The sequence below is a fragment of the Terriglobia bacterium genome (genome assembly GCA_020072815.1).
Taxonomy (GTDB): Bacteria; Acidobacteriota; Terriglobia; order Terriglobales; family Acidobacteriaceae; genus Angelobacter.
The window spans coordinates 192,636-213,490 of sequence record JAIQGE010000002.1; the positions used below are offsets into that span (position 1 = coordinate 192,636).

A 20,855-nucleotide genomic window follows, 5' to 3' on the forward strand; every position below is an offset into this window, starting at 1 on the left:
CTGTCTTATAATGAAGGGTACGGCATCCTAATTGGAGTTCATAATGGAACCCCGCGCGGCGGTCAGCGCACAGGAACAAAACAATCATGGCAACTTTTGATGTAGGTTTACAGGAACGCTCGGCGCAAAGCACGCACCCGCGCCGCACCGTGAACGATTTCAGCATCCAGGTGGCCACCGTGAACGGTTCAGGTTCACAGTCGGCCAACAGCGTGCTGTTGCGCAGTATTTTCCAGATGGGCGTACCGGTTTCCGGCAAGAACCTTTTCCCCTCGAACATCGCGGGGCTGCCCACTTGGTACACCATACGCGCCAGCAAGCAGGGCTACGTTGCCCGCAAGAAGGAAATTGATTTCCTGGTGGCCATGAACGCGGAGACCGCCCAGGAAGACACCATGTCGCTGGGCAGCGGGACCGTCTGCGTGTATGACGAGCCGCTGAATCTCTCGGCGCTGCGCAGTGACGTCACCTTCTACCCCGTGCCGTTTGACAAACTGGTGGCCCAGGTCTGCCCGGACGCCAAGCTGCGCCGCCTGGTCAAGAACATGATCTACGTGGGCGTGGTGGACTTTCTGCTGGACATTGATCTCGACGAATCTGTGAAAGCGGTGGCCAAGCAGTTTTCCACCAAGAAAAAAGCCGCTGACCTGAACACGGCCGCCGTCCGCGCCGGCTACGACTACGCCAAGGCCACTTTCACCAAGCAGGACGCATTCTTCATTGAGCCCATGAATGAGAACCAGGGCAAGATCATTATTGAAGGCAACGCCGCCGCGGCCCTGGGGTGTATGTTCGCCGGCGTGACCGTAGTGACCTGGTACCCAATTACGCCCTCCACCTCGCTGATTGAGTCGCTGATTGATCTGCTCAAGACCTACCGCATTGGCCCGGACGGCAAAGCCACCTTCGCCGTGGTGCAGTCGGAAGACGAACTGGCGGCCATCGGCATGGTCCTGGGCGCGGGATGGGCGGGCGCCCGGTCCATGACGTCCACCTCCGGTCCCGGCATCTCGCTCATGGGCGAGTTCGTGGGCCTTGGTTACTACGCGGAAATTCCCGGCGTGATCTTTGACGTTCAGCGCGTCGGCCCGTCCACCGGGCTGCCTACGCGCACCGCGCAGGGCGACATTCTGACCTGTGCGTTCCTTTCCCACGGTGACACTAAGCACATCATGCTGCTGCCCTCATCGGTGGAAGAGTGCTACACCATGGCCATGGACGCCTTTGACCTGGCGGAAAAATTCCAGACTCCGGTCTTCGTCATGATGGACTTGGATTTGGGCATGAACAGCTGGATGTCCAAACCGTTCCAGTATCCGGATAAGCCGATCGATCGCGGCAAGGTTCTGAACGCGGCCGACCTGGAGCGGCTGGGTGGGTTCTCCCGCTATAAAGATGTTGATGGCGATGCCATCCCGTATCGCACGCTGCCCGGCACTCCGCACAAGGCGGCTGCCTACTTCACGCGCGGCAGCGGTCACAACGAAAGAGCGCAATACAGCGAGCGCGCTGACGATTACACCAACAACATGGACCGCCTGTCCCGCAAGTTCGACACCGCGCGCAAGTTTGTGCCCGCGCCGGTGAAGGAAGTCAGCGGGACCTCGAAAACGGGGATCATCGCCTACGGCACTTCGCATTGGGCGGTGGCCGAAGCTCTGGACCAACTCATCAAGGAGCATGGCATCAAAGCTGACTACCTGCGCTTGCGCGCCTTCCCCTTCAATCAGGATGTGCACGAATTCATCCGCAACCACGACGTGGTGTACGTGGTGGAACAGAACCGTGACGGGCAGATGCACGAGCTGCTCAAGCTGGACGCGGCGCCTGATCAAGTCACCAAATTGCGGCGCGTGCTGCACTACAACGGACTGCCGATTGATGCGCGGTCCGTGAGCGACGAAATTGTTCGCCAGGAGGCTAAGTAAATGTCGGCAACTCAAACTACGCCCGCTCCCGCGCCGGCTCCGAAGACCAACCACATCGGCCTCACCGTTCTCGACTACCGCGGAGGCAAGACTACGCTGTGTGCCGGTTGCGGCCACAACGCTATCTCTGAGCGCATCATTGACGCCGCTTTTGAAATGGGTCTGGCGCCGGAAAACGTGGTCAAGCTGTCGGGCATCGGCTGCTCGTCCAAGAGCCCGGCTTATTTCGTGAGCCGCGCGCACGGCTTCAACGCCGTCCACGGACGCATGCCGTCGGTAGCCACCGGCGTGGCCTTGGCCAACCACAAAGTCATGCTGCTCGGCGTCTCCGGCGACGGCGACACCGCTTCCATCGGCATTGGGCAGTTCGTCCACCTGATGCGGCGCAATCTTCCGCTGATCTACATCATTGAAGACAACGGCGTGTACGGTCTCACCAAAGGCCAGTTTTCCGCCACCGCCGACCTGGGCGCGAAATTGAAGAGCGGCGTGATCAACGACCTCGCTCCGATCGACACCTGCGCGCTGGCCATCCAGTTGGGCGCAACTTTTGTGGCCCGTTCGTTCTCCGGCGACAAGAAACAGCTGCTTACTCTGCTGAAAGCCGCCATGGCCCACCATGGCACGGTGATGATTGACGTGATCTCGCCTTGCGTGACCTTCAACGACCACGAAGGCTCCACCAAGTCCTACAAGTACCTGAAAGACCATGACGAGCCGGTGCAGGACGTGGGCTTCATCCCCAGCTTCGAAACCATTGACGTGGATTACGATCCCGGCACCACCGCCAACGTCCGCATGCATGACGGCTCGGCCTTGCGCCTGCGCAAGCTGGACCGCGACTACGACGCCACCGACAAGGTCAACGCCTTGAAAGTGATGGCGGAAAGCCATGAGAAAGGCGAGATGCTGACCGGCGTCTTTTACGTAAACACCCAGGCGCCGGGATTCATTGATCTGCTCAACGTGGTGGACCAGCCGCTGGGCCAGCTGCCGGAGAGCGTGGTGCGTCCGCCCAGGAAAGTGCTGGACGAGATCATGGCGGAACTGCAGTAGGAAAATTGCCAGGATTGCCAAGCTTGCCAAAATTGACAATTGCCAAGAGTGAGGGCGTCAAAGCGACGACTTTCAATCTTGGCAATTTTGGCAATTCCGGCGATTTTGGCAATTCTTCCGATCTGGCAAGGACGCGGTGGTCCCTCCGCAGTTTTTTCCCTCACGCGTACTTCCGTTAGAATCTTCCCATGCACAATCCGGGGCCGTTGTTTCGCCCGTTCGACAAGCTCATCAAGATCAAGCTCGGCGACAAGGAGTTTGAAGTCCCGGAAGGGAACATGCTCTTGCGCGGCATGCAGTACCTGGCCGCGGAAGATGTCTCCTACGGACGTTTCTGCTGGAATGAAGAATGCCAGTATTGTCGCGTCAACTATGATCTGGGCCCGGGGACGCAGGTGCGCACCGCTCTCTCCTGCAAGCTGATGGTCCAGGAAGGCATGCGGGTGACGGAGATGGCGCAGGAAATTACTTATTGTCTAAGAAGCCTTGGATTGGGTAAGAAGCCGAAATAGAGGCAGAAACGGACAAACAAAGCCCCATAGAACGCTTGGACGAACGCTCAGTGATGGCTGGGTGAAGGGCGGCTGGACTTGGGAGCCGCGCTGGCGACCCCCAGCTTGGCAAGACGGTCTTTGGCCTGCGAGGCTTCCGGACTCTTGGGATAACGCGCGATCAGGCTGCGCAACTCGACGATTCCTTCACTCTTCTGTCCCAGGTCCAGCAGCGCGTAACCTTTCTTCAGCTGCGCTGCGGCGGCCTTGTTCCCGCCGGGATACTGGTCCAGCACTTTGTTATACGACTGCACCGCGCCATTCAAGTTACCCTGGCGGTATTGCACTTCGCCCAGGTAAAACTGCGCGTTGCCGGCCAGGTCGGTGTTGCCGTAGAACTGCAGATACTGCGCAAACTCCTGGCTCGCGAGCTCGTTCTTGCCGGCGTTGTAGTCGCGTAGCGCGTCATTGTAGAGCTGGTCGGCCGGCGGCGCCTGGCTGGCCGCTCCGGGGCCGGTCGGAGATCCGCCGGGAGAGCCCGTCCCCGGAGTCGGAATGCTGTGCTGGCCAGCCTGGATGTCATCCAGTTGTTTGCTCAGCTTGGCCATGCGCGCTTTCAGTTCGTCCACCGAATCATGCAGCGCCTGGATCTGGCCGGAAATCTGGTCCACCTTGGTGGAAGCGTCGGTGGTCTGCGTGCCCAGGGTCTTTTGCAGGTTCTGTACGGCGATGCCCATTTTGTTGACGTTGTCAGTCTGCGTGGTGACCATCTCTTTCATCACGCCCATGCGCTCGTCAAACGACTGCTGCATCTTGGTCATGCTGTCCTGCATGATCTGGAGCTGGGTCTGGATCTGGATAAGCTGCGACTTGGTGTTCTGCGCGGCTGCGGGCCGTGCCGTGCAGGCGACGAAGATCAGCGCGGCGGTCAGAACAGCGATTCTGTGTTTCTGCATAGTCATGAATCCATTAGATGCTGAATTTCAAGTCCTTGAAAGAATTTTAAAGCAGACGCGGGCGCGGAGAAACCGGGAAGTAACGCCGGACGGGGTGGCAGATTGAATGCCCCGTCCGGCGCGGTGAGGTTTAGTGTGCGATCAGCACGAAGTGGTCGTGCCGGTTCCGCTGCCAGCAATCCTCGTTGGACTCATGGCAGACTTGCTGTTCTTTGCCGTAGCTGATGGTCTTGAGCGCGTCGCCGCCAATGCCGGCGCGGATCAGGAACTGCCGTGCCGAATCAGCGCGGCGTTCGCCCAGCGCCAGGTTGTATTCGGTGGAGCCGCGTTCATCGCAGTTGCCCTCAATCTGGACTCTCCAGCCGATGTGCGCTTTGAGGAACTCGGCGGTGCGGGTCAGCGCGGCCTGCGATTCAGGGCGAAGGTCGGACTTGTCATAGTCGAAATAGATGTCCTGGACGTTCTGCGCGAAGAGCTGCTCGTCGGTAATCGGCGGCGGCGTCGGCCGCGGTGTTGGCGTTGGAGTTGGCGGCGCGGTCACGTTCACGGTCGCGCTGGCATCCTGGGCTCCACCTGCGCCTTTGGCGTGCAGATGGTACGTGGTGGTGTCTGTGGGTGAGACGGACTGTGAGCCGTTGGCGTCAACTTTATTGCCGTCCAGGCTCACTTCGTCTGCATTTTGTGTGCTCCAGCTCAGCGTGGCCGACTGGCCGCGTTGAATGGAACTGGGATTAGCGGAAAGTGTAGCGGTTACGGGTTTAGGCGGTTCCGGCGTTACTGGCTTCGGCTTTGGTTTGCAGCCGTTGACCACCAACGTCAGAGCCAGTACCCCCAGGACTAACAACCAGGACCTCTTCAAGTAGTTCACCTCATGTCCTCCAAAACTCATGCGAGTTTGCGCTCGGCTTGATTCAACACAATAAAAACGTCTACCTATAACTCCAGTTAGGCTGGCTGTTGCGCCCCGTCCGCGTCAGCTGCTGCAGATGAGTGCCGTCGGCCAGCACGCTCCAGATCTGTTCACTGCCATTGCGGGTTGACTCAAACACAATATGGCGGCCGTCCGGCGACCACGAAGGAAAATCATTCCGTCCGCCATCGTGGGTCAATTGTACGATCTGTCGTGATGCGATATCCATGAGATAAATGTCCTGCCCGCCGGGCGCGCCCGGACCGTACTTGCGGATCCAGGAAAAAGCCAGCAGCAACCCGTTGGGCGACCACGAGGGCGAGACAGCATATCCCTGGTCGGTCACGCGCTGCACGTTACTGCCGTCCGCGTCCGTCACGTAAATCTGGGGCAGGCCCGTGCGCCCGCTGACGAAGGCAATCTGCGCGTTGGTCTTGGGGTTGAAGACGGGAGAGATGTCGGTTTTCCCGGTAGTCAACCGTTTGGGACCTGCGCCCGATGCGTCAGCAATGTAGATCTCGGAAGCCCCCGTGCCCATGGAGGAAGCAAAGGCAATTTTAGTCCCGTCAGAAGTCCAAGCGGGGGAATAATTGCCGCCCGGGAAGCGCGGGAAGCTGACCAGCCGCCCCAGATCAAACGAGTACATCATGATCTGCCAGGAATCTTTGCTCAGGCCGCTGAAAGCCAGGCGCGAACCGTCGGGTGACACCCGCGGCGAGAGCGCGATGGTGCCCAGCTTGCTCACTTGCTGCTGGCTGGCGCCGTCATATTCCATGGACCACACTTCTTTGTGGCCGGTACGGTTGCTGATGAAGTAGATCCTGCTCTGCGCCACGCCCGGCACCCCGCCCAGGCGGGTGATGATCTCATTGGCAAAGCGGTGGGCGATGTCCCGCGCCTTGTCGGCGGTCGCGTCTTCGCTGTATTGCTGGCCCAGCACCTGCGGTGACGCGGGGTTCTTTACGTCAAACAGCCAGCCTTGGACGTTCAACTTTCCGCCGCTCACGCCCAGGTTGCCAAAAGCCACCATGGCAGCGTTCGGCGGAGGATTGCCCCAGGCGTCCAGCTTTAGGTCATTGGGGTATCCCGGCGTGCCCGCCGGATAGAAACTCTTGGCCACCATTTCGAAGATGCCGGCGTTATCCAGGTCGTCCCACAGGACCTGGTTGAAGACCGTGTTCAGCGGCTGCGTCTGCGGATCGGCGCTGGCGGCTTTGAAGTCCGGCACCGCCATGCGGATGGGCGCGCCGCGGTTGGTGCCGGTGCGGATCCAGTCCTGCGCGTTCGCCTGGCTGAGAGACAAAAGTACCAGGACTAAGAGAAGCGCCAGGCGGGCCGCCGTGCTCAACATCCTGCGCGTGTTTGCTGACTTGCTTGCGGAAGCTATGTTCAACATGTCCCCACTTTTACTTTTTGTAATCGAACCAGAATTCCACGGACACTTTGCTGCCGGTGTATTCCGGCGGCAACGGTCCAAAATCACTGCGCTGGACGGCGCGCTGCGCCAGCTGGTCGAGCGACGGCACGCCGCTGGATTGCGTAACGCGCACGTTGGCCGGCGACCCGTCACGCATGATGTCAAACACCACATAGGCCCGGTGCGGGGCCTCCAGGTCCGGCTTGAACCAGTTGCGCGAAACCGTCTGGTTCACGCGCTGGACGTAATAAGCAAAGCGCGTGCCGAAGTCGGCATTCTGAAAGCTGAAGCCGCCTTGGGTATGCGGCGCGCTGAAAGCTCCGTACGGCCCGCTCACCGGCCCGCCTTCACCGTAGGGCACCGCCGTGTCCGGCGTAGGCATGGCGCGCGGCGGATGGACCGCCGCCGTGACCACCGGCTTAGGTTTGGGCGGCTGCGGCTTCACCTTTCCTGCGATGGAGATGCCGTCTTCGGTTTCCACCGGCTTGGGCTGCGGCGGGGTTTCGGTCACGCCCTTGGATTCGTTGGCCACAATGTTGTTGGTTTCTTCCACGTGCGGAATCGGCAAGGCGGACGCGCTCACCAGCGTGGCGTCCACGGCTTCACCGTTGTTGATGCCCCAATTGCTGGAGCTGTGCGGCCCAAAAACGTAGGCGGTAAGCGCCATGGCGCCGGTCAGCACCACGTGAAAGATAAAGGAATAGACCAGCGGTTCTTTCCACCGCTCCCGCTCCATGAACAGGTTGGCCCGAACGTAGCTCATATCTCTATTTGTTCTTGCTGATCTGGATGGGTTCCGTAACGATGCTGATATTGGTGATGCCCGCCGACTTCACCGTGCTCATGACCGTGGCAAAGGCGCCGAAAGCCACGTCCTGGTCCGCGCGCACGTAAACCGACTGCCCGCGCGGGTCGCGGATCTTCTGGTGCAACGCTGCGCCCAGTTCATCCAGCTTCACGTGGTCGTTGTTCACGTAAACTTCCTGGCCCTTGGTGATGCTGATGACCACGCGCTCCTCGGAAATCTGCTTGACCACCTTGGTCTTGGGAACGTTGACTTCAATCCCCGACTGCAACACCGGCGCGGTGACCATAAAAATGATCAGCAGCACCAGCACCACGTCCACCAGCGGCGTGATGTTGATATCGGACAGCGAGGTCTGCGTCCTGCCGTTTTTGGCGGTAAAGGCCATCAGCGCACCCCCGTGGGGATACCCGTGGTTCGTTCGATGAGGTTCAGGATCTCCAGGGAAAAATCGTCCATGCGCGCGCCAAACTCGCGGATGGAGTGGGTGAACTGGTTGTAGGCGATCACCGCCGGGATGGCCGCGAAAAGGCCTGCCGCCGTGGTGATCAGCGCTTCTGAGATGCCCGGAGCGACGGCGCGCAGCGTGGCCGCGCCGGCATCGCCCAGGCCGTGAAAGGCGTCCATGATGCCCCACACCGTGCCGAACAGTCCGATGAACGGCGTTACGTTGCCGGTGGTCGCCAGCAGGGGAAGTCTGCGCTCCAGGCGGGAAAGCTCTTCCGACGAGGCGATCTGCGCCGCGCGCTGCACCGCGGCCACGTTGCCGTCACCCTGGCGGCGATACTCGTCATACGCGTTTTCAAACACCGGCACCAGCGGGCTGGGCTTGAACTGGTCAGAGATGGCGGCCACGTCCTGCAACCGCGCCGCGCGCCGGAACGCTCGCAGAAAGCGCCCGCTTTGCGTGCGTGCGCGTTTCAAGGACGACCACTTGGACAAAATGATGGACCAGGAAATCAAACTGAAAATGAACAGAATAAGGAGAACCACCTTCGCCACAATGCCGGTTTGCTGCACCATGGAGAAAATCTCCTCGCCAATAAACATCGCAATCAAGGAAATCTTAATCATTGCAAATCCAATTGCCTCTATGAGTTACCTTTTGACCGTAACACCTTGTATGGGCCGCGTCAAACCCATGAATCCAGCCGTCCAACGGACATTAGGACAGGGACTTTGGGTCATTTCCCATCTGATGAGGGTGCGCAAATTGTGTTTTGGTTCCCCCGGACCGGTGACTCGCTTCCCCTATGATGAGGGAAAAGCCAAACGGGTTACTCGCATGGCAGCTCAGACTTGCCATGATCGGAGCAAAATCGCGGCCGGCGGGAGGAGAAGGAATGGTTTGCGTGGCTGGATTGAAGGTGTGAATCGAGGTGGAATGGATCAACTCTACTATTGACAACAACGGCGAATTAATGGCGAAATATCTGGATGGTACGACCACGAAAACCTCTGAAGTTCGACGAAATTGGTGACTGGTCAGAGCTAAAACTAGAGATTCTACGGAAATATGCAGGCGCATATACAAAGATCGTGACTAGTAAGGGCCTCCACCCAGTCTACATTGACGGATTTGCAGGTGCGGGACAACATATTTCGGAGCAGACCAGAGAATTAGTACCCGGGAGCCCATTGAACGCTCTGAATGTCGAGCCGCCATTCGAGGAGTTTCACCTTGTCGACCTAAAAGAGGAACGGGTGGACAATCTCCGAAAGCTCACTTCTGACAAGAAGAACGTTTACATTTACAGCGGTGATTCCAACGAATTGCTGGTGTCCGAAATTTTCCCTAAAGTCCGCTTTGAAGCGTACAAGAGAGCGATTTGCCTCCTTGATCCATACGGCCTACATCTGGACTGGAGAGTGTTAAAGAGTGCCGCTGAGACTAAGACCATCGAGACATTTCTGAACTTTCCAGTCATGGACATGAACATGAATGTCCTGTTCTGGCGCCCCGAGAACGCCACAGAAGAAAACATCGCGCGCATGAACGCTTTCTGGGGTGATGAGTCGTGGCGAGCGGCAGCATACAAGGAGGAGGCGACGCTATTCGGGCCGCAGGATGAGAAGCAACCGAACGAAGCGATTGTGGCGGCCTTTCGGATGCGACTGAAGGAAGTCGCTGGTTTCAAGTTTGTGCCTGATCCTGCTCCAATGCGCAATTCACGAAATGCAGTTGTGTACTATCTCTTTTTTGCAGCGCAGCAGCAGCCGGCAGATAAGATAGTGAGCCAGATTCTTGATCGTTATCGGAAACAAGGAAAAATACGTGGCTGATCGCTCAAAAATCGAATGGACTGATGCAACTTGGAACCCCGTGCGTGGTTGCACCAAGATCAGCCCAGGCTGCAAGCACTGCTACGCAGAAACGTTTGCGGAGCGGTTCCGTGGTGTCGCTGGCCACCCCTATGAACACGGGTTCGACCCACGGTTGGTTCCCGACAAACTCAGCGAACCCTTCAGATGGCCCACTCCGCGCATGGTATTTGTCAATTCCATGAGTGATCTTTTTCACGACTTCGTTCCAGATGGCTACATCGAAAGTGTGGCTAAAGTCATGACCACGGCGAGGTGGCACACCTATCAGGTTCTGACGAAACGTGCGGACCGGTTGCAAAGACTCTTATCAGGCAGGCTGCGTTTTGCAGGTGACGCAAGAAACGTCTGGTGGGGCGTCAGCGTCGAGAATAAGAAGCACGGCCTGCCGCGCATTGAGTTTCTGCGTAATAGCCCGGCACAAGTGCGGTTCTTGTCGATTGAGCCTCTCCTTGAAGATTTAGGCTCCTTGGATCTTTCCGGGATTCAATGGGTGATCGTAGGCGGCGAGAGCGGCCACGGAGCCAGACCCATGAAGCGCGAGTGGGTTATTAACATCTTGGGGCACTGTCGTGAACAAGGAGTCAAATTCTTTTTCAAACAATGGGGTGGAGTCCATAAGAGCAAGACCGGACGATTACTCAATGGTCGCACTTATGACGAGTTTCCTGAAACAGCCCGTTATCCCATTCCCCAGCGAGACGTGCGACGGCAGTGGGCTGATGAGACAAGCGCTCAAGACGAACTTCAATTGGAAGCTGTTATCTAACTATTTCGAAAAAGTCGGCCTGCAGCATTTCGCTAGTGGCTGATGTCATTGCGGTAGACTTCACCCTGCTTCATTACGAATTTGACTTTCTGCAATACCCCGGCGTCCTTGAGCGGATCGCCCATCACCGCGATGATGTCCGCCGCTTTGCCTTTTTCAATCACGCCCAGATGTTGCACGCCGATCAGGTCGGCCGCGTTTATCGTGGCGGATTGGATCACCTGCAGCGGCGTCATCCCGGACTCAATGTAGGAATCCAGCGTCAGCAAGGTGGCTTCTCCGCGGGTGAGCCCGGGGAACTGGTAGTACTCGTCAGACCCAAACGCGATTGGCACTCCCGCGGCAATGGCCCGGCGCAGCCGGCTTGACGTCCTCTCAAAGCCGCGCTTCATCGCTTCTTCCTGACGTTTGCGTTCTTCGGGCGCGGCTGCGGCGTTAATGAAATATTTGAAGCTGCCGGTTCCTGTATCGGTGGGCACCAGGTAGATGTGTTTGGCGGCCATGGTTTTCAGTACGTCGTCGGGAACGGTATAGGCGTGTTCGATGGAATCCGCGCCGGCGTCAGCGGCGATGCGCGTGGCGTCGTCGCCAATGGCGTGGGCGGCAACCTTGGCGTGGAGCCGGTGGGTCTCGTCCACGATGGCTTTCATGGTTTCCGGCGTGAGCACACGGCGCCCGGTATTCACGATCACTTTGATGAGATCAGCGCCATCGTAAAACGCCTGCTGGACGGCAGCCCGCGCCTCGTCAGGATTGCTGACCACAACGTACTCCTGGGCGACCAGGTTCTGCGCAGCCGACTGCAATTCACCAAACTGTCCGCCAGCGGCGGAGAGAGCTCGCGTGCTCACGGCCATCCGCGGACCTTTCACCCACCCGGCGCGGATGGCGTCGCGCAAGGCCACGTCACCGTTCACGCCGGAATTGCCCAGATCGCGGACGGTGGTGATGCCGGCTTCCAAGTCTTCCAGTCCCATCCTGGCCCCGAGCAGAGCGCGTTTCGCCGGGCTCATGGCGGCTACGGTCAGCGTCATGTTCGGGTCGTCGCCGTTCAGTTTGAAATCGTAGTTTTGCAGCAAGTGCGTATGGCAATCGATGAGCCCAGGCAGCAGCGTGGCATTACCCAGATCAATCATTTTTGCGCCCGGCGCCTGCGATTGCAGACTGGCCGTTGGCCCAACGGCATCAATATTCCCGCCGCGGACCAGGACGGACTGGCCTTCAAGATACGTTCCAGATTTAACGTCAAGAATCCGTCCGGCCTTGATGATGACCGGTGGCGCGGATGGAGCAGGCTGTGGTGTTTGCGCAAAGGCGATGGAACTGACGAAGGCGGCGAACAGCAGCGTCCGGCGATTCATGGCAGCGAAGTATATAACACAGGTCAAGCGGGCGATGGGTTGTGCTCAGCGGCGGTTCGTGCCAGTAAGCTGCAAGTCCCGACTGTTCCGCTTATGGCCAACGGATAGCCTGCCTTCCTCGCGTAGAATTATTGATGTAAATCCGGCTGAACCAAAAAAGGTTCAATGACCAAATGAAACTTCCGTCGGCAGTGCGAACTTTAGCGGTCATGCTGGCCCATGGGCTGGCGCTCGCCGGCGCCGCGCGCGCCGCTGATCTCAAGCCCGGCACCGTGGCGGCGTTTGACAAGTACGTCGCCGCTACGGAAGTCCGCATCAACGCTGAAATTCAAGCCGGCACGCCGTTCTTATACGTGGACGCTCTGCCTCCGCAGGCCATGAACAACTCTTACCAGCAATTGCATCGCGGAGAAATCCTGGTGCAGAGGCTGAAGACCAGGCTGCCGGACGCCAAATTCGACGTGCCCGATGGGCTGCTCCATCATTGGGTGGGGCTGGTGTTCATCCCCGGCGCGACCCTGGCCACGGCGCTCCCCATTTTGCGCGACTATGAACATCGCGTGGAATACTTTAAGCCGGACGTGATTGCCTGCCGCATCATGCAGCGCGACGGTGAAGACTACAAACTCTTTGTCCAGGTTTACCAGAAGCAGTTCACCACCGTGGTCTACAACACTGAATATGACGTTCACTGGCGCCAGCTGGACCCGGCGCGCGCGTATTCCCGCTCGGTAAGCACGCGCATCGCGGAAGCCAAAGACGCCGACCACCCTGACGGGGCCGAGATCCCGGTGGACCACGGTCACGGCTACCTGTGGCGCATCAATACTTATTTCCGCTTTCTCGAGCAGGACGGCGGACTGTATATCCAGTGTGAAGCGGTTTCACTTTCGCGCGATTTGCCCACCGGGCTGGGATGGCTGCTGCGTCCGCTGGTGACCATTGTCCCCAAACACGGCCTTACGCGCATGCTGGGCCAGACGCGCACGGTGGTGCAACAACAGATAAAGATCAGGGCTGGGCAAACCAAACCAGCAAGCTAGCGCTCTAAGCTAAGAGTTCATTGACCTTTTCAGCTTGATGAATATGGCAAAGACAACTTATGGAAGTAGACCATGCGCGGCAATGGTTTTGTGCTGGCTTGCTCTGGCGTCGGTGGCCGCTGCCGCTGACTTGAAGCCGCAGACCACGGATGCCTTCAACAAATATGTTGCCGCCACGGAAGCCCGTTTCGCCGGTGAACTCCGCCCCGGCGGCGTCTTCCTTTATGTAGATGGTCTTTCCTCTGCCGCGCGTAAAGAAGCGTACGAGAAACTGAAAGCCGGTGAGGTGCTGGTGGAAAAGCGCCACACCCAAGCCCCCGGCGTGGACGGAGACGTTCCCGGCGGCATGGTGCACCACTGGGTCGCGCTGGTCTTCATTCCCGGCGTGACTCTGGCGCAGGCGCTCCCGGTGGTGCAGGATTACGATCATCGCGCTGACCTGTACAAACCTGAGGTGATTGCCTCGCGCGAGATTTCCCACCAGGGCGACGACTTCAAGATGTTCCTGCGCCTCTACCAGAAGAAATTCACCACTGTGATCTTCAACTCGGAGTACGCCGTGCACTGGGGGCACGCGGGAGAAGGCAGGATGTTTTCGGATTCCATCAGCACGCGCATTGCTCAGGTCAAGGAAGTCGATCATCCTGATGGCGAAGAGTTTCCCGTGGGCCACGACAGCGGCTATCTCTGGCGCTTAAACACCTACTGGCGATTTGAAGAGCACGATGGCGGCCTTTACGTGCAGTGCGAAGCCCTTTCCCTCACGCGCGACATGCCTTACGGGCTGGGCTGGCTCTTGAAGCCGCTGGTCACGTCCATTCCTAAACACTCGCTCGGCCAGGCATTGGGACGCACGCGGGAAGTAGTGATGGAGAAAGCCAAAAAGACCGGGTAAGAGCGCGCCGGTAGGTTTAGCCGGCGTCTTCTTGTGACAAGGGCCGTATAATTTCCCGATGCAACTGCCTCTTCACCTGCAGAAGGCCGTCACGGCCCTTCTCAATCAACCGGGTGAGACTGAACTTTCACTCCGTGGTGCGGTCTTGGAACGAACGCGGTCCGCGGCGGGAACCGTGCCGGACGTCCTGCGTGACCTGGTGGAAAAAATCGCCGAACGCCCCTGGACTGTCACGGACGAAGACTTTGCGGGCCTTCGCGCTGCCGGATATTCGGAAAGCCAGCTCTACGAGGTCACCCTGGCAGCCGCTCTCGGCGCCGGCCTGCGGCGGTTTGATGCCGGCTTGCGCGCTCTCCAGGAAGCCGAGGCCCGTTAATGCGTCTCGCCTCTCTCCAGCAACCCGTTCACTTGTGGCAAAGGACCCGCTTTTTTCTGGCACGCGTGTTCGGCCGGCAGATCCCTGGGCCCATTCTGGCCCTTTCCTACCGGCGCAATGAATGCGGCCGCCGCCTGGCGCGTTGCGTTCAGGAGAGCCTGCGCGGCGCCCGCGAATGGCAAGTGGGAGAGATTGAAATCTTCGCCGCCTTCGTTTCCAGCCTGAACCACTGCAGGTTTTGAGTGTTATGCCACGCCGCGGTCGCGGCGAAGTCTTTGGGCGGAGAGGCAACCGTGAAGGCGGCGATTACGGACTGGCGGACGGCGGATCTCAGCGCTCGCCTGCGCGCCGCCCTCCAGTTTCTGGAGAAGCTCACGCTGACGCCGCAGGAAATCAGCAGCGGCGATGTGCTGGCCGCCCGCGCCGCCGGCGTCAGCGACCAGGCCCTACGCGAGGCCATCTACGTGTGCTTCATGCTCTCCACCATGGACCGCCTGGCGGACGCCTTCGACTTCCCCCTCCCTGATCCGCGCACCTTGAAGCGTTACGCGTGGATCGCCGTGACTTTCGGTTATCGCAACTTTAGCGTGTAGGGAAGGCGGTACCAAATACCAAGTGACAACCCACAAATTCTGGTAGACTGCGCTCGATTCGGAAACTTTCCCCATAAAGAGGCTCGGCACTTTGCTCCTCGAACTGCGCGTTGAAAACTATGCGGTGATTGACAGCCTGGCGGTGGAGTTTGCGCCGGGGCTGAACCTGCTTACCGGCGAGACCGGCGCCGGCAAATCCATCCTGATTGACGCGCTGTCACTTCTTCTGGGCGACAAAGCTTCTTCGGACATGATTCGCCACGGCGCGGAGAAAGCTGTGGTCAGCGGTGTGTTTGACGCGGAAGAAAAAGCCATCAAAAAGATTCTGGAAGCCAACGGTCTTGAGTCGAGCGACCTGGAAGACGGCCACATCATCATTAAGCGCGAAATAGCCGCCGGGGGAAAGGGACGCGTGTTCGTCAACAACCAGCCGGCGACGGTTGCTCTGCTGCGCCAACTGGCCCCGATGCTGGCGTCCATCCACGCGCAGAATGAAACGATTCTGGCCTTCGATGGCCCGGCCCGGCTCTCATTACTGGACGCGTACGCCGGCCACGATCTGTACGAACTAGGCGAAAAGTATGCTGCATGGGCCGCGATACGCGACCGCATCGCCGAATTTGAGCGCGACGAGCAGGACCGCCTTCGCATGGCCGACCTGTGGAGCTTCCAGAAAAAGGAAATCGAGTCAGCCCACCTCATGCCCGGCGAAGACCAGAAGCTGGAAACCGAGAAGCGCGTGCTGGCTAACGCGGAAAAACTTTACAGCGGCGCCATGGCCGCGTATGAGCTGCTGTATGAAGCCGATTCCTCCGTGCTGGCTAATCTTTCCGCCGCGCGCAAGCACCTGGAAGAACTGGCGCGTTTTGATCCCAAATTTCAAGAGTCGCTCACTGCGCTGCTGGGCGCCCGCGCGGCGATTGAGGACGTAAGCGCCACCGCGCGCGACTACGCCGAGGGTATTGACGCCTCGCCGGAGCGCCTGGCCCAGGTGGAAGACCGCCTGGCCTCGATGGACCTGCTCAAGCGCAAGTATGGCGGCACGGTGGATGAGGTCATCGCCTACGGAGAAGAAGTTGCGCGCAAACTCAACGAACTGGAAAATCGCGAAGACGTTCTGCGCGACCTGAAGAAGCAACTTGACTCCGCCGCTGCGGCGTATCTAACTCTGGCGCAAGCCGTCTCCAAGCGGCGCTACGCCACAGCCAAAGACCTGCAAAAGCTGGTGGAGGCGGAGATCAATCAGTTGGCCATGAAGGCCCAGTTCAAAATTGAAGTCTCCGGCAGCGACGATCGCGAGAACTGGACGGCCAGCGGCTTTGACAGCGTGGTTTATCTCATTTCTCCCAATCCGGGCGAGCCGCTGCGTCCGGTGGAGAAGATTGCTTCCGGCGGCGAACTTTCGCGCGTGATGCTGGCGCTGAAGGCCACGGTGGAGTCGGGTAAGAAAAGCAAGTCGGCGGCACAGAGGACCCTGGTCTTTGACGAGATTGACACCGGCATCGGCGGTCGCGCGGCGGAAGCCGTGGGCAAAAAACTCAAGGCCCTGGCCAAAGCCAACCAGGTCCTGTGCATCACCCACTTGCCGCAGATTGCGTCGTTTGCCGACCATCATTATTTGATTGAGAAGCGCGAAGTCGCGGGCCGGGCGCGGACGCTGGTCCGTCCGCTGAGCGACGAAGAACGCACGGAAGAAATTGCCCGCATGCTGAGCGGCGCCAAGTTAACGGAGACTTCGCGGCAACATGCCGAGCAGTTGCTGAAGGCGAATGGGTAAGGCTTGCCGCGGATTACGCGGATGAGCGCGGATTGAAGGATTGGGCATCCGCGTAGTTGCCTTGTCCGCCAACGGGCATTTCTATTGCTCACGTGCCAACTACAAAGAACTGGATAGCTGGCACGTCACTTATCGTTTCCCAAAGCTCCTCAAAGACTCTTCGAAACCCGATTAATGATAATCAACGATCTCGACCTCATAGGCATCGCCTTCAATCCAGCGAAAACAGAGCCGCCATTGGTCGTTGATGCGTACACTATGCTGGCCTTGCCGGTCGGCCGTTAGCGTTTCCAGTCGATTTCCCGGCGGACTCGCCATGTCGGCCAGGATTACGGCGCTGTCCAGTTGGCGCAATTTCCTTTGTGCGACGCGTTCGATCGCCAGGAAACGGGGGACTCGCTCACGCCTGTGCAGACGTTCCGTGTCCTTGCAGCGAAAGGTCTTGATCACAGAGTGAAAGTATAACGCTTGACGTTGAACGTCAAGCGTTATAAACTCAACGTTAGGTTGGGACGGACCGTTATGGCCAAGACGAAGCGAGGACCGCAAAAATTGCCCCCCATCCACCCCGGCGAAATCTTGCTGGAGGACTACATGAAGCCGCTTGGTCTCTCAGCGCATCGTTTGGCGATGGCCCTCCATGTGCCCGCAACCCGGATGACGGAGATCGTCCATGGCCGGCGATCCATTACAGCAGATACCGCCGTTCGCCTGGGACGATATTTCAAGACCACTGCGCGTTTCTGGCTCAACCTCCAGACCGCGTATGACTTGGAAATAATTGAAGATGAGACGCTCGCCCGCATTGAGAGTGAAGTGAGACCCCAGGCCTGACGGACTCGACCCGGCAAGTCCCTGAGGGTTGAAGCGTCCCCGTTCACCCCCTGATCCTCCCTGATCACTGCTAAATCTAGATGTTTCAATGACTTGGATTACTTAATAAATGACCCAACGGATAACCTAGAGGCTGGGAAAAGTGTCTAAAAGGGTATAATTTACAGACCAAAATGACAGTTCACGAAGATAAGACTTTATTGTTGCTGAAGCCGCGTGGTTTTTGTGCCGGAGTTGTTCGGGCGATTGACATTGTGCGCATCGCGCTGGACCAGTTCGGCCCGCCGATCTATGTCCGCAAAGAGATCGTACACAACCGCTACGTGGTGGAAGAGCTCAAAGCCAAGGGCGCGATTTTCGTAGACGAAGTGTCGGAAGTGCCTGACGGCATGCGCTTGATCTATTCGGCCCACGGCGTTGCGCCCAGCGTCCGCGACGCCAGCAAGCTGCGCAACCTGAAAGTGATTGACGCCACCTGCCCGCTGGTGACCAAGGTCCACGTGGAAGCGGTGAAGTACGCCAAAGGCGGCTACAGCATCATTCTCATCGGCCATCATGATCATGATGAAGTGGTGGGCACGCTGGGTGAAGCGCCCGATGTGACGCAGGTGGTGGGCACGGCGGAAGAAGTCGCGGACCTGCAGGTCCCCGACCCTTCGCGCATCGCTTACATCACCCAGACCACGCTGAGCCTGGACGAAACCGAAGACGTGATTGCCGCGCTGCGCAAAAAGTTCCCGTTGATTGAAGGCCCGCACGCGCAAGACATCTGCTACGCCACGCAGAACCGCCAGACGGCGGTGAAAGACGTTGCCGATTCGGCCGACCTGCTGCTGGTGGTCGGTTCAGAAAACAGTTCCAACTCCAACCGGCTGGTGGAAGTTTCCACCAACCTGGGGACACCTTCTTACCTGATTGACACGGCGGACGACATCAAAGCGGAATGGCTGACCGGCGTAAGAACCGTGGCCCTGACCGCGGGCGCTTCCGCGCCGGAAGTGCTGGTGGAGCAAGCGGTGGATTTCCTGAAGCAAAAAGGTTTCACCAACATCCGCGAAGTGGAGGTCATGCCGGAAAACGTTCGCTTCGGCTTGCCGCCGGAGATCGTGGAGGCCATTGCGGCAGCTCCTGCCGTGAGTGGGGACTAGCCTATGAGTACCAAGTCAGACGGGCATCCCGGGCAGATGCTCTTTGGAAAAATTGCGAACATGATGGAGCGCGTGGCGCAGGGCCTGAGCAGCGCATGCGATCACCTGTTTTCTCTGCAGCATGAAGACGGCTACTGGTGCGGCGAGTTGGAAGCCGATACCACGCTGGAATCGGATTACATCGCTATCCATACGCTGCTGGGGACCGGCAACCGCGGCAGGATGGTGCGCGCCGTGCCGGAGATCATCCGCCACCAGAACGCCGACGGCGGCTGGCCCATCTATGCCGGCGGTCCTTCGAATATCAGCGCGTCGGTGAAAGCCTACTTTGCATTGAAGCTGATGGGCATGTCGCCCGACCATCCTGTCCTGGAGCGCGCGCGCAGCCGTATCCTGTCCATGGGCGGGGTCACCGAGTGCAACACTTTCACCAAGATTTATCTGTGTTTCCTGGGCCAGTATGACTGGGACGCCGTGCCCGCGATTCCGCCGGAGATTGTGCTGTTCCCCAACTGGTTCTGGTTCAACATCTACGAGATTTCATCGTGGTCGCGGGCCATCCTGGTGCCGCTCTCCATCTGCTACGCCAAGAAGCCGTTCAAGAAGCTTCCAGCGGAGATGTGCATTGATGAAATTTTCGTCGGCGGACGCCACGGCCGGCACCTGCATCTGCGTTGGACGGAAAAGCACATCACCTGGCGAAACTTTTTCCTGGTGCTCAACACGCTGGTCCATTTCTGCGAGCGGTTCCATATTCGTCCGCTGCGTAAGCTGGCGCTGCGCAAAGCGGAAGAATGGATGCTGCAGCGCTTTGAGAAATCAGACGGTCTGGGCGCGATCTATCCGGGCATTCTGAATTCCATCATCGCGTTGAAGTGCCTGGGCTATTCCAACGACGACCCGCAGGTTATCCGCGCACTGGATGAATTCGAAAAGCTGGGCATTGAAGAGCCCGGCGTCGCCGGAAAATCCGAGCCAACGTTCCGCATGCAGCCGTGCATGTCCCCGGTGTGGGACACGGCCTACGCCATGTTCGCGCTGGGTGAAGCCGGCGTCTCACGCACGGACCCGCGCATGGTCAAGTCCGCCGACTGGATCCTGAGCAAAGAAGTCCGCAACAAAGGCGACTGGTCCGTGAAAGTGCCCAACGTCCAGCCCGGCGGCTGGTATTTTGAGTTCAACAACGAGTTCTACCCCGACGTGGACGATTCCGCCATGGTGCTGCTGGGCCTCAACAAGGTGGACAACCCGCGCGAGCGCTACCAGCATGAAGTCGCGCAACGGGCCATTGACTGGATCTTCGCCATGCAGTGCAAGAACGGCGGCTGGGCGTCGTTCGACAAAGACAACACGCGCATGGTCTTCCAGCACATTCCGTTCGCTGACCACAACGCCATGCTCGATCCGCCCACCGTGGACATCACCGGCCGCGTGTTGGAGATGCTGGCGATTTACGGCTTCACCAAGGACGATCCGCGGGTGAAGAAGGCCATCAACTTCATTTTGAGCGAGCAGGAAGCTGACGGGTCGTGGTTTGGCCGCTGGGGTGTGAATTACATTTACGGGACCATGCTGGTGCTGCGCAGCCTGCAAGCCATGGGCGTGGACCATCACGAGCCTTACATCCAGCAGGGCGCCGAGTGGCTGCGCATGGTGCAGAACGCTGACGGCGGGTGGGGCGAGACTTGCGGGTCGTATGACGATCCCACCACGCGCGGCATCGGCCCGAGCACGCCTTCGCAGACGGCGTGGGCCATCATGGGCCTGCTGGCCGCGGGCGATACCCGCAGCGAATCCGTGCAGCGCGGCATCCTGTACCTGCTGGAAACCCAGGGGAAAGACGGCTCCTGGGCGGAAGACCAGTACACCGGGACAGGCTTCCCGCGGGTGTTCTACCTGGCGTACCACTTGTATCGCGATTACTTCCCGCTGATTGCGCTGGCCAATTACCAGCGCGAATTTGCTGCGCTGGAGCGTGAGGGCAGCGTGGGGTACAAGCGGGGATAGGGCATCGCCGGAATCGCGCGCGATCGCAGCGTGATCGCCGTGATCGGAAAAACAGTACGAACCAGGGAGACACCGAGGCGCGGAGAAGGGCGAGATCAGGCAAAAGGCCCAAAGCGGGTTTCTCATGGAAGTCTAGTAGAAGAACGAAGCGGCTTTCGTAATCACGA

The 20,855-nt window shown here is 58.9% G+C and carries 22 protein-coding genes; 14 read left to right on the forward strand and 8 right to left on the reverse strand.

Going from position 1 to position 20,855, the window contains the following annotated elements; genetic code table 11:
* Positions 1-86 precede the first annotated feature (86 nt).
* From LAO20_04760 to LAO20_04770, 3 genes are all read left to right on the forward strand, one after another.
* On the forward strand, positions 87-1,928 hold the full coding sequence (locus LAO20_04760; GenBank protein ID MBZ5530721.1) for a 2-oxoacid:acceptor oxidoreductase subunit alpha: 1,842 nt from the start codon (positions 87-89) through the stop codon (positions 1,926-1,928).
* Complete coding sequence (locus LAO20_04765) at positions 1,929-2,984, forward strand: 2-oxoacid:ferredoxin oxidoreductase subunit beta (GenBank protein ID MBZ5530722.1); 1,056 nt, start codon at positions 1,929-1,931, stop codon at positions 2,982-2,984.
* A gap of 188 nt (positions 2,985-3,172) precedes the next feature.
* Positions 3,173-3,496 (forward strand): (2Fe-2S)-binding protein, encoded by a 324-nt coding sequence (locus LAO20_04770; GenBank protein ID MBZ5530723.1) that lies wholly within the window; start codon positions 3,173-3,175, stop codon positions 3,494-3,496.
* A 47-nt stretch (positions 3,497-3,543) separates the two neighbouring features.
* Here the strand turns inward: LAO20_04770 and LAO20_04775 are convergent, their stop codons facing one another.
* The 6 genes from LAO20_04775 to tolQ all read right to left on the reverse strand — a co-directional run bounded on the left by LAO20_04775 (position 3,544) and on the right by tolQ (position 8,637).
* The gene (locus LAO20_04775) at positions 3,544-4,431 is read right to left on the reverse strand and encodes a tetratricopeptide repeat protein (GenBank protein MBZ5530724.1); all 888 of its coding nucleotides are present in this window, start codon (positions 4,429-4,431) and stop codon (positions 3,544-3,546) included.
* 130 nt (positions 4,432-4,561) lie between these two features.
* Positions 4,562-5,320, reverse strand: a complete 759-nt coding sequence (locus tag LAO20_04780) for an OmpA family protein (protein ID MBZ5530725.1) — start codon at positions 5,318-5,320, stop codon at positions 4,562-4,564.
* Positions 5,321-5,360: 40 nt separating this feature from the next.
* Positions 5,361-6,692 carry a translocation protein TolB gene (locus tag LAO20_04785; GenBank protein ID MBZ5530726.1) on the reverse strand — a complete coding sequence of 444 codons (1,332 nt, stop codon included), beginning with the start codon at positions 6,690-6,692 and terminating at the stop codon, positions 5,361-5,363.
* A gap of 55 nt (positions 6,693-6,747) precedes the next feature.
* Positions 6,748-7,521 carry a TonB C-terminal domain-containing protein gene (locus LAO20_04790; protein ID MBZ5530727.1) on the reverse strand — a complete coding sequence of 258 codons (774 nt, stop codon included), beginning with the start codon at positions 7,519-7,521 and terminating at the stop codon, positions 6,748-6,750.
* A gap of 4 nt (positions 7,522-7,525) precedes the next feature.
* Positions 7,526-7,951: a biopolymer transporter ExbD gene (locus LAO20_04795; GenBank protein ID MBZ5530728.1), complete on the reverse strand. Its 426-nt coding sequence runs from the start codon at positions 7,949-7,951 to the stop codon at positions 7,526-7,528.
* Positions 7,951-8,637: a protein TolQ gene (gene tolQ / locus LAO20_04800; protein MBZ5530729.1), complete on the reverse strand. Its 687-nt coding sequence runs from the start codon at positions 8,635-8,637 to the stop codon at positions 7,951-7,953. The genes LAO20_04795 and tolQ overlap by 1 nt, the downstream gene beginning before the upstream one ends.
* A 363-nt stretch (positions 8,638-9,000) precedes the next feature.
* On the opposite strand from tolQ, the gene LAO20_04805 reads away from it, so the two are divergent.
* Together LAO20_04805 and LAO20_04810 are read left to right on the forward strand one after the other, a co-directional pair.
* Positions 9,001-9,846 (forward strand): three-Cys-motif partner protein TcmP, encoded by an 846-nt coding sequence (locus LAO20_04805; protein ID MBZ5530730.1) that lies wholly within the window; start codon positions 9,001-9,003, stop codon positions 9,844-9,846.
* A complete protein-coding gene (locus tag LAO20_04810; protein ID MBZ5530731.1) occupies positions 9,839-10,654 on the forward strand; it encodes a phage Gp37/Gp68 family protein in 816 nt (271 codons plus the stop codon). Before LAO20_04805 ends, LAO20_04810 begins: the two co-directional genes overlap by 8 nt.
* 32 nt (positions 10,655-10,686) lie before the next feature.
* Here the strand turns inward: LAO20_04810 and LAO20_04815 are convergent, their stop codons facing one another.
* Positions 10,687-12,015 carry an amidohydrolase family protein gene (locus tag LAO20_04815; protein ID MBZ5530732.1) on the reverse strand — a complete coding sequence of 443 codons (1,329 nt, stop codon included), beginning with the start codon at positions 12,013-12,015 and terminating at the stop codon, positions 10,687-10,689.
* Positions 12,016-12,188: 173 nt separating this feature from the next.
* Here LAO20_04815 and LAO20_04820 point away from each other — a divergent pair, with 173 nt between their 5' ends.
* The 6 genes from LAO20_04820 to recN all read left to right on the forward strand — a co-directional run bounded on the left by LAO20_04820 (position 12,189) and on the right by recN (position 16,699).
* Positions 12,189-13,058, forward strand: coding sequence for a hypothetical protein (locus tag LAO20_04820; GenBank protein ID MBZ5530733.1), 870 nt, complete (start codon positions 12,189-12,191; stop codon positions 13,056-13,058).
* 82 nt (positions 13,059-13,140) lie between these two features.
* The gene (locus LAO20_04825) at positions 13,141-13,953 is read left to right on the forward strand and encodes a hypothetical protein (protein MBZ5530734.1); all 813 of its coding nucleotides are present in this window, start codon (positions 13,141-13,143) and stop codon (positions 13,951-13,953) included.
* A 145-nt stretch (positions 13,954-14,098) separates the two neighbouring features.
* Complete coding sequence (locus LAO20_04830; GenBank protein MBZ5530735.1) at positions 14,099-14,329, forward strand: hypothetical protein; 231 nt, start codon at positions 14,099-14,101, stop codon at positions 14,327-14,329.
* Entirely contained in the window at positions 14,329-14,571 is a 243-nt protein-coding gene (locus LAO20_04835) for a hypothetical protein (GenBank protein MBZ5530736.1), read from the forward strand. Before LAO20_04830 ends, LAO20_04835 begins: the two co-directional genes overlap by 1 nt.
* Before the next feature lie 51 nt (positions 14,572-14,622).
* A complete protein-coding gene (locus LAO20_04840; protein ID MBZ5530737.1) occupies positions 14,623-14,922 on the forward strand; it encodes a hypothetical protein in 300 nt (99 codons plus the stop codon).
* 91 nt (positions 14,923-15,013) lie between these two features.
* On the forward strand, positions 15,014-16,699 hold the full coding sequence (gene recN / locus LAO20_04845; GenBank protein MBZ5530738.1) for a DNA repair protein RecN: 1,686 nt from the start codon (positions 15,014-15,016) through the stop codon (positions 16,697-16,699).
* Between the two features lie 171 nt (positions 16,700-16,870).
* On the opposite strand, the gene LAO20_04850 is transcribed toward recN, so the two are convergent.
* Positions 16,871-17,149 carry a type II toxin-antitoxin system RelE/ParE family toxin gene (locus LAO20_04850; protein ID MBZ5530739.1) on the reverse strand — a complete coding sequence of 93 codons (279 nt, stop codon included), beginning with the start codon at positions 17,147-17,149 and terminating at the stop codon, positions 16,871-16,873.
* Between the two features lie 72 nt (positions 17,150-17,221).
* Here LAO20_04850 and LAO20_04855 point away from each other — a divergent pair, with 72 nt between their 5' ends.
* The 3 genes from LAO20_04855 to shc all read left to right on the forward strand — a co-directional run bounded on the left by LAO20_04855 (position 17,222) and on the right by shc (position 20,688).
* Positions 17,222-17,533: a HigA family addiction module antidote protein gene (locus tag LAO20_04855; protein ID MBZ5530740.1), complete on the forward strand. Its 312-nt coding sequence runs from the start codon at positions 17,222-17,224 to the stop codon at positions 17,531-17,533.
* 173 nt (positions 17,534-17,706) lie between these two features.
* Complete coding sequence (ispH, locus tag LAO20_04860; GenBank protein ID MBZ5530741.1) at positions 17,707-18,681, forward strand: 4-hydroxy-3-methylbut-2-enyl diphosphate reductase; 975 nt, start codon at positions 17,707-17,709, stop codon at positions 18,679-18,681.
* Between the two features lie 3 nt (positions 18,682-18,684).
* Positions 18,685-20,688 carry a squalene--hopene cyclase gene (gene shc / locus LAO20_04865; GenBank protein MBZ5530742.1) on the forward strand — a complete coding sequence of 668 codons (2,004 nt, stop codon included), beginning with the start codon at positions 18,685-18,687 and terminating at the stop codon, positions 20,686-20,688.
* The last annotated feature ends 167 nt before the right edge of the window (positions 20,689-20,855 follow it).